At 54.0% G+C, this 12,902-nt stretch carries 10 protein-coding genes; 6 read left to right on the top strand and 4 right to left on the bottom strand.

All coding sequences use genetic code 11. The features are described 5' to 3' along the window. Positions 1-143: 143 nt before the first annotated feature. Genes GOC95_RS13855 through GOC95_RS13845 form a run of 3 tightly spaced genes read left to right on the top strand, consistent with a single transcriptional unit; the run spans position 144 to position 5,754 of the window. On the top strand, positions 144-1,532 hold the full coding sequence (locus tag GOC95_RS13855; RefSeq protein ID WP_275357845.1) for a TolC family protein: 1,389 nt from the start codon (positions 144-146) through the stop codon (positions 1,530-1,532). After that, positions 1,529-2,680, top strand: coding sequence for an efflux RND transporter periplasmic adaptor subunit (locus tag GOC95_RS13850; protein WP_275357843.1), 1,152 nt, complete (start codon positions 1,529-1,531; stop codon positions 2,678-2,680). The genes GOC95_RS13855 and GOC95_RS13850 overlap by 4 nt, the downstream gene beginning before the upstream one ends. After that, positions 2,677-5,754, top strand: coding sequence for a CusA/CzcA family heavy metal efflux RND transporter (locus GOC95_RS13845; protein ID WP_275357841.1), 3,078 nt, complete (start codon positions 2,677-2,679; stop codon positions 5,752-5,754). The genes GOC95_RS13850 and GOC95_RS13845 overlap by 4 nt, the downstream gene beginning before the upstream one ends. Positions 5,755-5,819: 65 nt before the next feature. Here GOC95_RS13845 and GOC95_RS13840 read toward each other — a convergent pair whose 3' ends face one another. The 3 genes from GOC95_RS13840 to GOC95_RS13830 form a co-directional block, all read right to left on the bottom strand. Continuing rightward, positions 5,820-6,056: a DUF2789 domain-containing protein gene (locus tag GOC95_RS13840; protein ID WP_194748910.1), complete on the bottom strand. Its 237-nt coding sequence runs from the start codon at positions 6,054-6,056 to the stop codon at positions 5,820-5,822. Between the two features lie 215 nt (positions 6,057-6,271). After that, positions 6,272-7,600, bottom strand: coding sequence for a chloride channel protein (locus GOC95_RS13835; protein WP_275357839.1), 1,329 nt, complete (start codon positions 7,598-7,600; stop codon positions 6,272-6,274). Positions 7,601-7,734: 134 nt separating this feature from the next. Beyond that, on the bottom strand, positions 7,735-8,598 hold the full coding sequence (locus tag GOC95_RS13830) for a bestrophin family ion channel (protein WP_275357838.1): 864 nt from the start codon (positions 8,596-8,598) through the stop codon (positions 7,735-7,737). A 211-nt stretch (positions 8,599-8,809) separates the two neighbouring features. Here GOC95_RS13830 and GOC95_RS13825 point away from each other — a divergent pair, with 211 nt between their 5' ends. From GOC95_RS13825 to GOC95_RS13815, 3 genes are all read left to right on the top strand, one after another. After that, the gene (locus GOC95_RS13825; protein WP_194748904.1) at positions 8,810-9,079 is read left to right on the top strand and encodes a hypothetical protein; all 270 of its coding nucleotides are present in this window, start codon (positions 8,810-8,812) and stop codon (positions 9,077-9,079) included. 72 nt (positions 9,080-9,151) lie between these two features. Further along, positions 9,152-10,882, top strand: coding sequence for a DUF692 family multinuclear iron-containing protein (locus GOC95_RS13820; RefSeq protein ID WP_275357836.1), 1,731 nt, complete (start codon positions 9,152-9,154; stop codon positions 10,880-10,882). Continuing rightward, positions 10,866-11,318: a DoxX family protein gene (locus GOC95_RS13815; protein WP_275357834.1), complete on the top strand. Its 453-nt coding sequence runs from the start codon at positions 10,866-10,868 to the stop codon at positions 11,316-11,318. Before GOC95_RS13820 ends, GOC95_RS13815 begins: the two co-directional genes overlap by 17 nt. A gap of 52 nt (positions 11,319-11,370) precedes the next feature. On the opposite strand, the gene GOC95_RS13810 is transcribed toward GOC95_RS13815, so the two are convergent. Next, positions 11,371-12,804 (bottom strand): PLP-dependent aminotransferase family protein, encoded by a 1,434-nt coding sequence (locus GOC95_RS13810; RefSeq protein ID WP_275357833.1) that lies wholly within the window; start codon positions 12,802-12,804, stop codon positions 11,371-11,373. Between the last annotated feature and the right edge of the window lie 98 nt (positions 12,805-12,902).

The raw sequence follows: 12,902 nt of genomic DNA, 5'->3' as shown, positions 1-12,902 counted from the left end.
GGAAGTCAAACGCAATAAAAATTATGATGCCGTCAATCCTGGCAACGCTCACTTAGAAACACTAAAAATCCAGCTTTTAGAAAGAGTGTAATAAATTCTTCATAAAAGCTGTTCATGATGAACGACATTTGCACTTCTCCTTTATGCAGTTATTACGCCTCTACGCCAGACTCCTGCTGCTGATCATGCCGATGGCATTGCAGAGCCCCGGTTTTGCTGAAGGGTATGTCGTGCCGCCCGCGTTTGTCAAAGACGGCCTCTCGGCCCGGCTACCCGATCAACATCGTTCACCGCTGGCTGCTGAGCAGCTGGAAGACACGGCGCTCGATCTCAACAAAACCATCTATCTCGCACTTCAGGCAGACCCACAAATCAAGTCTGCGGTGGAAGGCATTTATCAGGCCGAGGCGGACCTGGTCACGGCCAAGTTGCCGCCTAACCCGGTGATGAACGTCTCCAATACCTTGATGCCGCTGAATCAGTCTTTTAACGTCAATCGCCAAGGCGGCCCTCCGCAGTTTGATCTCGGGGTGGCATATCCGATTGATTGGTTTGTGTTTGGCAAGCGTGCGGCAGAGATGCGTGCTGCCCAACTCGGGGTGGAGGTGGCCAGAGCGAGTGTGAATGACACTATCCGGTTGCGCATTGCTGGGGCGATTGCAGCTTTTTACGATGTGCTGGAGGCGCAAAATCTGCAAGCGCTGGCGCAGGAGGATTTCACCGAGCTGGCGGCCCTGAAAGCGTTGACGGAGAAAAGGGTGTTAATCGGCGGGGCCGGGTCTATCGAGCTGGATAGAGTGAATTTGTCTTTGCTCTCCAGCCAAACCGAGTTGCGCGCCAAACGGGTGGCTGTGGAAAATGCCATTAGCCGCCTGAAGGCCTTTCTGGGCATGCAAAAGAACAAAGTCATCCACGTGGTTGGCAGCCTGGAGATTGAGCATCCGCAGCCGATCAGTGATCCTGAGCATTTGATCCAGATGGCCGAGGAAAACCGGCCGGATATCGCCATGCTAAAGCGGCAAATCGAACAGTCAGTCGGCAATATCGAGCTCGAAGAGGTCAAGGCTTATCCCTCGGTGGTGACCCATTTAGGGGTGACTCGCCAGTTTCAGAAAGAGGCGATTGGTTTCCCGGATCAGAATGCCTGGGGCATAGGCGTGGATGTTTCGTTGCCGGTATTTGACCGCAACCAGGGCAATATTGCCAAGGCCAAATCCCTCAAAAGACAGAGTGAGCTGGATTTGGATACGCAGCTGATTGAGCTCAGGTCTGAAATCGAGCGTAATTACCACATCTATGACGCTTCGTATCTGGTGCTGGTCAATGAGGCAGACACCAAGTTGGGTGTTTCTAAAGTGATCCGTGACAAGATGAAAGCGGCTTACGCGCTGGGCGGCAAGAGTCTGTTCGAGTTGTTGGATGCGCAAAGAAACTACCGCGAAACCAATCGCGTACACATTATGACGTTATCCAACTATTGGCATTCGCTCTACGCTTTGAATGCAGCCATTGGGAAGCAGGTTTTAAAATGAGTCAATTACAAAAAAAAGGCGCCCTGGTTGCACTGGTGTTGTTGGGGATGGTAAGTGCCGGGCTTTATTATATGACCGCACACTCGGCCAAACCGGCGGTCGCGTCGGCACCGGCCCAGCAGGGGCAGGCAGTGACGCTGTTGCGGAACGGGCAAATCCTGATTGATCCGGCTTCAACCTTTAATCGCAAGATTCTGCGCGAGCAGCTGCAACTGCAAGCGGTCAGTTTGCCGGACTTGACCGTGACTGGCAGCATTATTGCCAAACGAAAACCGACCAGCGCGGCCGACGATGAGCAGTATGAGTTCATCAATCAGCAAATCTCCAGTTTGTATGCCAACTGGAAAAACGATGGCAATGAAATCGAGTTTTTGAGCAAGCAGTACAAGAAAACTGCCGAGCTGAACGAGGCCAAGTTGCACTCGCAACGGATAGAGGTGGAGCGCCTGAAAAAACTGGTGGATATCGGCACAGAAGCTGCCAGAGACTTGAGCCTGTCGGAAGCCAATTTGCTACAGGCGCAGCTGGAAGGGCAGAAAGCACTATTTGATATTCAGAGCGCTTTAAACCAGGCAAGAAACAACCGTGCGGATGCGGAACGTCAGCTGTTTCAGCAGGGCATAGACATTGATTTGCTGATCCGCCTGAAGGCGGATGAAGTGCTGGTGGCGGGCGATGTGCCGGAAATGAATGCTGGCAAGGTGTATGCGGGCCAGGCCCTGACCACCGTGTTTTACGGCAATGCGGATAAACCGTTTGCGGGCAAGCTGGCGAGTATTTCTCCGCTGGTGTCATTTGAGAAGCGTTCCTTACGCATTTACTATGCGCTGCAGGACAGCCTGCATCAGCTCAGGCCCGGCATGTTTGCCGATATCCAGTTAGGCACTGAGCAGCGCAAAAAAATGCTGGTGTCGAATGAGGCCCTGATTCATCTCAATAAAAAAGATTATGTCTTTGTCTTGAGCCAGCCGAATACCTGGAAGCTGGTGGAAGTGACCATCGGCGATAATTTTGATCGTAAATCGGTTGAAGTCCTGTCCGGCTTGCGAGAAAACGACACCATCATTGCGCATGGCGCCATTTTGCTCAAGCCCTTGGCCATCAAGGCGGTAGAGATTGTGAATGCGGACGAGAGTGCTGCATCATGATGGCGAAATTGATTCGCCAGGCATTGCAGTACAAATGGATCGTCATCGGCGTGCTGATGGCGCTGAGTCTCCTGAGCCTGTATTCCCTCTCGCGCATGAAAATCGATGCCTATCCGGATATTTCATCGCAAATGGTGCAGATCATTACGGTGTTTCCGGGCAAGGCACCCGAGGATGTCGAGCGCCAGGTCACTGTGCCGCTCGAAATCCTGATGAAAAATGTCCCCAATGTGGAGACCGTCCGCTCGCGAACCATCTTTGGTTTGTCGGTGATTCAGCTTATTTTCAAGGAAGGCACCGAAAGTTACTGGGCGCGGCAGCGCGTGCAGGAAAAACTGTCACTGTTTACGTTGCCGCCGGGGGCTGAGGCTGAGCTGGGGCCACTGGCGACGGCGTATGGGGAGATGGTGCGCTATCAGCTGACCGGCGGTGAGGGCAGCGACCTGGTGCAGTTGCGTACCCTGAATGACTGGGTGGTGATCCCCAGGCTGTTACGGGCGGATGGGGTAGCCGAGGTCACCAATTTCGGCGGCTATGAGAAACAGTACGGCATTATTCTGAATCCTTCGCAATTGCGTCGCTACGATGTGTCGGTGAATGATGTGATTGAGGCGGTGCAATTAAACAACGCCAACTCGGGCGGCAGCCTGCTGTCGCGAGGCAGTATGTCGTTTGTCATTCGCGGTGAAGGTGCGATCAAGAGCAAGAAAAATATTGAGGATAGTTTTCTCAAGAATATCGATGGCCAGCCCATTTACGTGCGCGATGTGGCCAGTGTGCAAATCAACAAAAAGATTCCGGCCGGGATTTTTAGCAAGAATACGGTGGATGAATCCGTCGAAGGCATCGTCTTGCTCAGAAAAGGCGAAAATCCGTCCGAGGTGCTGGCCAGGGTCAAACAGGCGATACAGGAGTTGAACGACGGCATGCTGCCCAAGGGCGTCCAGCTGGTGCCGTTTTATGACCGCAGTGAGCTGATCAACAGCACCTTGCATACGGTGACGCATAGCGTGGTGTTAGGTATTGCGCTGGTGTTGCTGGTGCTGTTCTTGTTTTTTGGGCGGCCCTCGCTGGCTATTCTGGTGGCCTTGACCATTCCGGTGGCGTTGGTGTTTGCCTTGCTGGTGATGTATTTGACCGATATCCCGATTGGCTTGCTGTCACTGGGTGCGATTGATTTCGGTGTGCTGGTGGATGGGGCAATCATCATTTCTGAAAACATAGCCAGACGTTTGGATGAGCGCAATCATGTCGCGGATCCGCCATCGGTGGAGCTCACGGTGCTCAATGCCACGCTGGAGGTGGAAAAACCCGTATTCGTTTCAATTTTGCTGATTATTGGCGGCTTTTTGCCCCTGATCTCGCTGACGCATATTGAGGGCTTGTTATTCCGGCCCATGGCCATGACCATTATTTTTGCACTGATAGGCGCCAGTTTATTCTCCTTCTTTGTGGTGCCGGTGCTGGCGACCATGATCTTTAAACAGGGATTCAAGGAGCGGCACAACCCTGTCCTCGAGCGCGTGAATCAGTGGTATAGCCGTGGCATCACGCACTTGTTGCGCCATGCCTCGAAAACGCTGCTGGCGGTGTTTGCCAGCCTGATCTTGCTGCTGGTGTGGGTGGTGCCCAAAATCGGCAGTGAGTTTTTACCATATATGGATGAAGGCGTGGTCTGGGTACGCGCCAATTTCCCGGAGGGGACATCGCTTGAGCAGACCGCACTGTTTGGCAAGCGCTTGCGCGAAATTGCGCTGCAGTACCCGGAGGTGAAGTATGCCACCATTCAGACCGGCCGCAATGACAGCGGCACTGACCCGTATCCGCCAAGCCGGATCGAGATGATGATTGTGCCGCAACCGCATGAGCGCTGGCAGCAGTTTGCCACCAAGGCCGAGTTGATTGTTGCCCTGGGGCAGGCATTTAGAAATGAGTTTCCAACCACCCGATTCAACTTTACCCAGCCCATCATCGATAGTGTGACAGAAGATTCTAACGGCACCTCGGCCGATATGGCGGTGGAGTTTTCCGGGCCAGACCTTGATGTGTTACTGGGCTTGGCCAGGCAGTCTGAGGATTGGCTGAAAACGGTGGACGGTGCGGTGGATGTGAACATTGAGCAGGAGGGGCCGCAGCCGCAGCTGGTGATTACGCCCAACCGTGCCTTGTGCGCGCGCTACAAAGTCAATATTCATGATCTTTCGGCGTTTATTGATAATGCGATTGGCGGTGCACCCGTGGGCGTGATTTACGAAGGCGAGCGCAGGTTTGATATTGTGGCCAAGTTTGACAAGGCGGCCATCAGCTCTGTCAATGCCATAGAACGCTTGCCGGTGACCAACACCGATGGCGTGACGATCCCGCTGTCGCAGGTCGCTACCATCCGTGTGGTAGATGGGCAAACGATTATCGCCCGCGGTGATGGCAAGCATAGAATCACCGTGCGCAGCGACATCCGTGGCCGCGATCAGGGCGGCTTCGTCGCCGAAGCGCAACAGTTGCTGGCACAAAAAATGGTGATTCCAAACGGCTACCGGATGAGCTGGATCGGCATGTATGAAAATCTGGACCGTGCTGCCAACCACTTCAAGGTGCTGGTGCCGCTGACCATGGCCATCATCTTTGCCATCCTGTTTTTCTTTTTTAAATCCTATCGAGATACGCTGGTGGTGTTGTCTGTGTTGCCCGCCGCGCTGGCGGGCGGGCTGTTGGCGCTGTTCATGCGCGGCATGCATCTGAATGTGTCTACCGGGGTTGGCTTTGCCGCCGTGTTTGGGGTGTCGATCATGAGTGGGGTACTCATGGTTAAAACCATTAAAAACTATTCAACGCCGGGGCAGGCCTTGCATACCGCGATTATTGAGGGGGCCAGCGTTTGCATGCGGCCAGTCATGATGGCCTCATTGGTCGCGATCTTGGGCTTGCTGCCCGCCTCACTCGCGACGGGGCTGGGCTCGGATGTACAACGCCCGCTGGCGACAGTGATCGTGTGGGGGCTGTTCTTCTCGTCAGTGATTTCGCTATTTATTTTGCCGGTGATGTATCAGGCCTTGCACGGCAGACATGCCCGATAAAAAAGCCACCTAGTGCGGCTTTTTTATCAGAGGCTGTACAGGCTTAGCCGCACAGTCATTCTGCCTTATTTGGCATGTAGCCTGGCATTCAGCTGGTCGATGACCTCTGCCCAGTCCGCATCCTTCAATATTTCTTCTCTTAAAAAAGCGGCTTGCGCCGGTGTCCAATACGGGGCATCCGCCAGTGAAATGGTGCCGGCCAGTTGACGATGCGTGTGGATAAACTGTTCAATCTCGGCATCACTATTCGGCAAGCCGAGTTGGGCAAACAGATTGTTGAGGCTGTGTAGTGACGCTTCCATAAGGCGGACTCCTGACGTTGTGAGGTTGACTAAGCACGGCATCTTCGAGGCGGGCAAACGATTCGCCTGCCTACCTGCGCGGTCATTGTGGTCTCCAGTTTACGCTGAAACTTGGTCGGCTTGGGTTCTCTGACGGGTGCCTCGCCCTTTATTCTGCGCGCACTCCTTATGCGATGCGCGAATGCTGTGTGCGCTTTGGCGTGCGCTGCTTGACCTCAGGGGTGATCTAGCCGCTTTTGATCGGGCGGACCAGCGGTAAACTGGCCAGCAAGCACCGAATAAAGTGGTCGACTGAAAATGCGCGAGGTGACGGTGGCAATCAGTGACACCGCCATCAGGCTGATCACCATTTCATGGCCGTCTATCATCTCCATGACAATAATAAACGAGGTGATGGGCGCTTGCGTCACGCCAGCCAGAAAACCGGCCATGCACAAGGCACTAAAGGCAATGGTGAGGTGGTGGTAATGAAAAATGCTGGCTAAGTCATAGCCTATGCCTGCGCCTATGGAGAGCGCCGGGGCAAAAATGCCGCCGGGGATCCCGCTTAAATAGGTGAAGATGGTAGAGAGGTATTTGACCACAGGGTAGTACCAGGTTTCATTGATGGAGCCATTGAGCATGGCTTTAGTGAGTGAATACCCTGAGCCATTGGCAGCGCCATGACTGACAATGCCCAGTCCGGCCACCAGCAGCGCACAAAAGCCCGTCCAGTACAGCGGGTGACGGGTACGCAAGCGGGTGATTCTGCCGGGCAGGTTTTCTGTGAGTTCGATCAGGGTTTTGCTGAAGATGCCGCCAAACACGCCACACACCAGCCCGCCAATCAGCACGGGCAGCAAAATTTGCGTATCAATCGGACTCACGCTCAGGCTGCCAAAATAGGTGTAATTGCCTTGCAATGAAATCGAAACCAGCCCGGACAAGACAATGGCCGAAATCATCACGCCATTGGTTCTTTGCTCAAATTTGCGGCTGAGCTCTTCTATGGCAAAGATAATCCCTGCCAGCGGGGTATTGAACGCCGCCGAAATGCCCGCGGCCCCACCGGCCAGAATCAGGTGTTTAGGGTCGATTTGAAAGGTTTGCGGCAAAAAACGGCGAAAGGCATGCATGATGCTGGCCCCCACCTGTACCGAAGGCCCTTCTCTGCCTGCGGAAAAGCCTGCGGCCAGGCCGAGGATGACCAGCCCCATTTTGGAGACCGCAATTTTAATCGATACCAAATGGCCAATCGGCTGATGTTCTGCGTACGACAGCGCCGCCATGGTCTGCGGGATGCCGCTGCCGGCAGCGCCGGCGAACCAGCGCTTGGTCGCCCAGACAATAAAAATGCCTACCACGGGCATGACGATGAGCGGTAGCCACCAGAGCGCCGATTGCATCTGATCAAACCAGGCGATGGCATACTCGGTGGCACGGGCAAACAACACAATGACCAGGCCGGTGATGATGGCCGCCGACCAGATGATCAGACGGCCTAGCCAGAGATGCACATCAGTCATTTTGATGGAGGCGAGGATATTTTTCAGGTCGTTCAGCATGGAGGTATCGCTGCCAGTTTACCGGGAGTGGGTGTTTGCGCGATGCACTAAACTTAAGTTCATGAGCGCAGGCTTTAACAAAAATGCACTTACATCATAACAAATATGATGAGCATAAATACTTGTTATGACGTTTAAAGTAGCTCTTCGACGTGCTTTTTGATATTTGCCGCCATTTTTGGGGTAGGCAAATCATTGGTGTCGGTGCCAAACGGGTCTTCAATTTCTTCGGCAATCAGCTCCAGGCTGGCTAAGACGTAAAAGATAAACACCACCACCGGGATCACGTAATAGCCCAGGCTAAACACAAAGCCGAATGGTAACGTCATCACGTAGAAGAAGATGAATTTTTTGATGAACGCGCTGTAAGAGTAAGGAATGGGCGTGTTTTTGATCCGTTCGCACACCCCGCACACTTCGGTGAAGGCTTTGAGTTCGTCATGAAGGATAAAAAACTGGTCACCGCTGATTTTGCCTGAGGTATAAAGCAGGTTGGCTTGTTGAAAAATGCGCTTGGCGATCTGGTTGGGGTGGTGCTCATGGTGGTCAATGTCCAGATCCAGGCCTTCAAACAGCATTTTGCTGACCTCGGCATTCATCAAATGTTGGGAAAGCACGGTGGCATACGTGGGGATAATTTTTCTGAAAAAATCACGGTCATGGTCATCGCCCAGATAAGCCGATAGCTTGATCGCCAGATTGCGGCTATTATTGACCAGCGACCCCCAGGCTTTGCGGCCCTCCCACCAGCGGTCGTAGGCGGTATTGGTGCGGTAGGCCAGCAACAAGGACAAGACAAAACCGACGGTGGTGTGTATCAGCGACAGATTTTTGACATGGCTGCTGTCGGCCAGCTTCCAGTATTCGATTTCAAGATAGGCGACGCCTCCGGCATAGGCGCCAATCAGCAGCATCATCGGCATCAGTTGGCGGAAGGTATCTGACTCGTGAAAACGAAAGATGAAGGTCAGCCAGTCTTTGGGGTTGTATTGAATCATGCCGATTGCCTGTGAAATGTTGGCCCCAGTTTAACATGGCACTGACACAATCTTTGTTGCCAGGACGGCGCTGTTCTGGCCGCCTTTTGCAAGCACTCAACTATTTTTAAATTATTTTCAAAAAATCTGTAAGGCCGCGTTGCTTGCCTCGACTAAGGGTTACAGAACACATTTTCTGTTTAACTTTTTAATTGAATCCTTAGGAGATAGTATGAAAACGACTCAAAAATTGGCCAGCGCAGCATTGTTAGGTTTGTTCACTGCAACGGTGATGAGTGCAAGCCCGGCATTTGCTGGGGATGAAGGCAAGTCTGGCTGCAATGGCAAAGATAACGCCAAGATGGAAAAGGCCAACTGCAAAACTGCTGACGGTAAAGAGAAGCATGCATGCAAAGGCAAAAATTCCTGTAAAGGCCAGGGCGGTGATGGCAAGAATGCGTGTAAAGGGCATGGTTCATGCGCCACGGACGGCAGTAAGTAAGCTGGTCATTTTCTTGAATCATGTCAAGGCGGCGGGGCAGTGGCCCTGCTGCTTTGCAAGGAGTGAGTTGTCATGCCGCTGACCAATCCCTTACCCAATGCATTACCCCATCTGGGCTTTGGACTGGGCCTCAGGCCCACGCACTATCCGTATATTTTTGAACATCAGCCACAGGTGGACTGGTTCGAAATTATTTCGGAAAATTTTATGGATACCGACGGCAAGCCCAAGCGCAACCTGGCGCGTATCAAAGAGCAATACCCGATTGTCATGCATGGTGTGTCGATGTCCATCGGCAGCGTAGATGCGTTGAATTCTGAATACCTGACCAAGCTCAAGGCGCTGATTGACTGGGTGCAACCGGCCTGGGTGTCGGATCATCTGTGCTGGACTGGCGTGGCACATAAAAATACCCATGATTTGCTGCCGCTGCCCTACACCGAAGAGTCGCTCAAGCATATGGTGCAGCGTATCTGCCAGGTGCAGGACAGGCTGGGCCGCAGAATCGCGCTCGAAAATCCGTCTACCTATCTGGAGTTCAAGCATTCCACCATTCCAGAGGCCGAGTTTATTGCGGCCATGGCGCAAGCGGCGGACTGCCATTTGCTGCTCGATGTGAATAATGTCTATGTGACGAGCTACAACCACCGGCTGGATGCACAAGCCTACCTTGATGCCTTGCCTCTGGAGCGGGTGATTCAGGTGCATCTTTCGGGGCACCGCAACAAAGGCAGTCACATCGTTGATACCCACGATGACCATGTGACGGATGCCGTGTGGGGGCTGTACCAATATGTGGTGAACCGGGCTGGCCGCGTGCCGAATACCATGATTGAGTGGGATGACCAGATCCCGGAGTTTCCGGTGTTGGCCGCTGAGCTGGAGAAAGCCCGGCAAGTGGCTAGCCAGGCTAGCGCCTATGCCTTGCCAGAGTCAGCCAAGCCGGTTGAGGCATCTACCCCAGCCATGCAACCGTCTTTACTGCAGGCGCAAACCCACTTACAGCAAGCCATTGTGCTGGGCGATCGCATGGACAGTCGTCCGGCAGAGTGGATACGCGCCAAGGCCGAGTTTGCGCCAGAGGCACAGTTGTCGGTGTATACCGAGGCGTACCGTTACCGCTTGTTTGACGTGGTGGCTGAAGATTATCCGGTGTTAGCGCATTATTTAACGCCACCAGTCTTTGACCGGCTGCTGTGGGATTTTATTGCGGCGGTGCAACCAGAGCATTTTAATATCGGCCGCTTTGCACTTAAGCTGCCTGCGTTTATTCAAATTGCGCTGCCTAAACATGGTTTTGCCCATGCGCTCTGCCAGTTGGAAACGCTGGTCGCACAAATGATGGACCCGGCTGAAACGCCTGTGCTGGAAGCTTCGCAGCTAAAGGGGCTCACGCCGGATGGATTGATGGACTTGCAACTGATGCCCAGAGCAGCGTTAACACTGGCGCACTTTAGCCACGGTGTGAATGCATACTATCAGGCCGTGATGGACGAGGTGCCGACGCCGATGGACGAAGCCGTTGACGAGTATCTGGTGGTGTATCGCCATGAGGATGTGGTTTGGCGCATGACGCTGGAGGCGCAGGAGTTCGCCTTGCTCAGTACCTTGTTTGGCGGGGCGACCGTGGGCGAGGCGTTGGCTGGGCTGGATGACGCAGCAGGCCCCGAGGTCATGGCCTATTTTTCAAAATGGATGAGAAACGGCTTGCTGGCCGCAACGCAGGTGGCGGCGACGATTGACGCTACCGCGGCTGACGCCACTCATCTGCAAAAGGAGGAAACACATGCATATCTTGTTTGAGGGATTGATCGCTTGGCCGAAAAAAGTGGCTGCGCATTTTGAATGGCTGGGCCCCTTGGTCGCCCGCGTCGTGGTGGGCTACACCTTTATGCTCACGGGCTGGGGCAAGCTGAATAACCTACCCGCCATTATTGAGAACTTTCAAAGCTGGGGCATCCCTTTCCCAGAATTCATGACGCCATTTGTGGCCGGCTGGGAGTTTTTCGGTGGGTTAGGCCTGATTCTGGGGTTGATGACGCGTATTTGTGGCGGGGCATTGGCGGTGGTGATGGTGGTAGCGATTATTTCGGCGAAACTGGCCGATATCGATTCGCTGGAAACCTTGCTCGGCTTTGAGGAGGCGACTTACTTTGCCGTGTTTACCTGGCTGGCGATTTGTGGCGCTGGCAAGGTTTCGCTGGATGATTGGCTGGAGCGCCGCTACAAAAACCATTAATGCCCATCCGTGCATCGGCCATTGGCGCACTGCCCTCAAGCATCGGGGGTGGTCACTGCGCGGATGAATCGTTGACCAGCATGGCACTCGCCAGCGCACCCACTTCACGCACGGCCTGTTCAATGGCCAGTGTCCACAAGTGACTGAAATTAAGGCGGATGTAGTGCGTGAATTCTTTTTTGCGCGAGAAGATGGTGCCTGGCGCGACGGTGATGCCGTTATCAATGGCGGCGCGGTAAAGGGCAAGCGCATCAATGCTGGGTGGCAGTTTAACCCAGATCACATAACCGCCTTGTGGCACGGACAGCTGTGTGCCCGCCGGAAAACTTTGCTCGATGACGTTGCGAATCAGCACGTAGTTGGAGCGCAGGGTGTGGCGCAATTGTTTGAGGTGCTGCTCAAAGCTGTCGCGCTGCATGAATTTGGCGATGGCAATTTGTGGTGGCGAAGGCAGTGACAGGCTGTTGAGAAACATGAGCCGCTCGACTTCCTGACGGTAGCGTCCGGCCACGGTCCAGCCGACGCGGTAGCCAGGCGCCAGCGATTTGGAGAAGGACGAACAATGCAGCACCATGCCTTGCTGGTCATAGGCTTTGGCCGGCTTGGGCGGCGCGTCACTGAAATAGAGCTCGCTGTACACGTCATCTTCAATCAGCGGGATTTGCTGCGCTGCCAGAAAGCTCACCAGTGCCTGCTTTTTGGCTTCTGGCATGGCAAAGCCAAGCGGATTCTGGAAGTTGGTGGTGAGGATCACGGCGGCAATGCGCACGTTGTTGCTCACGGCCTGCAAGGCGTCGAGGTCTATGCCCGTCAGTGGGTCGGTGCGTAGCTCGGCGACTTTCATGCCCAGGCGTTCGACGGTATGTGCCAGCGCATAGTAGCCGGGCGATTCGAGTGCGATGGTATCGCCCGCTTTAGCCACGGCTTGCAGGCACAGGGTAATCGCCTCGGTTGCGCCGTGGGTAATCACAATATCATCAGGCGACACATCCATGCCATGCGCCAGGTAACGCCGCGCAATCTGCTGGCGCAATAACTCGTTGCCTGGGGGCAAATCACTCAAGACCCCCCATTCGCCCTGGTCATCGGTCAGCGCTTTTTCATACTGGTGGATTTTTTTGAGCGGGAATAACTGCGGATCAGGAAATGGTGACCCCAGCGGCACCGTGCCAAATTCGCGGATGGATTTCAGCGTAGTGAGGACTAACTTGCTAGCATCGACTTCGGCCAGGTTGAGGTCTTTGGCCAGCGGCGAGGCGGCCTGTTGCTGCAGGCGTTTGCGTGGGGTGACGTAATAGCCAGATTGCGGATGGCTGCTGATGACACCTTCTTGCTCCAGCAATAAATAGGCGCGTAGCACCGTGCTGATACTCAAGCCATATTGCTGGCTGGCTTGCCGTACCGAGAAGATTTTTTCACATGGCCGCAAGACGCCTTCGTCTATCATGGCGCGGATGCGGGCGGCGAGCGAGACGTAAAGCTTCATGGATGGCAAGGCTTGCGAGTATCAAGATGTTCACCATTATACGTGAAGCCAGCGGGCGAGGATTTGCCAGAACAACGATACAACAGTCTGCGTTTAAA

Origin of the sequence: Methylophilus sp. YYY-1, assembly GCF_029132825.1 — a bacterium.
Classification (GTDB): domain Bacteria; phylum Pseudomonadota; class Gammaproteobacteria; order Burkholderiales; family Methylophilaceae; genus Methylophilus; species Methylophilus glucosoxydans.
This window is presented reverse-complemented; position numbering and strand designations above follow the sequence as displayed.

Coding starts and splice junctions, on each gene's coding strand:
- GOC95_RS13820 (WP_275357836.1), top strand. CDS start 9,152: ATGCCGCTGACCAATCCCTTACCCAATGCATTACCCCATCTGGGCTTT.
- GOC95_RS13810 (WP_275357833.1), bottom strand. CDS start 12,804: ATGAAGCTTTACGTCTCGCTCGCCGCCCGCATCCGCGCCATGATAGAC.
- GOC95_RS13835 (WP_275357839.1), bottom strand. CDS start 7,600: ATGCTGAACGACCTGAAAAATATCCTCGCCTCCATCAAAATGACTGAT.
- GOC95_RS13855 (WP_275357845.1), top strand. CDS start 144: ATGCAGTTATTACGCCTCTACGCCAGACTCCTGCTGCTGATCATGCCG.
- GOC95_RS13850 (WP_275357843.1), top strand. CDS start 1,529: ATGAGTCAATTACAAAAAAAAGGCGCCCTGGTTGCACTGGTGTTGTTG.
- GOC95_RS13845 (WP_275357841.1), top strand. CDS start 2,677: ATGATGGCGAAATTGATTCGCCAGGCATTGCAGTACAAATGGATCGTC.
- GOC95_RS13830 (WP_275357838.1), bottom strand. CDS start 8,598: ATGATTCAATACAACCCCAAAGACTGGCTGACCTTCATCTTTCGTTTT.
- GOC95_RS13825 (WP_194748904.1), top strand. CDS start 8,810: ATGAAAACGACTCAAAAATTGGCCAGCGCAGCATTGTTAGGTTTGTTC.
- GOC95_RS13840 (WP_194748910.1), bottom strand. CDS start 6,056: ATGGAAGCGTCACTACACAGCCTCAACAATCTGTTTGCCCAACTCGGC.
- GOC95_RS13815 (WP_275357834.1), top strand. CDS start 10,866: ATGCATATCTTGTTTGAGGGATTGATCGCTTGGCCGAAAAAAGTGGCT.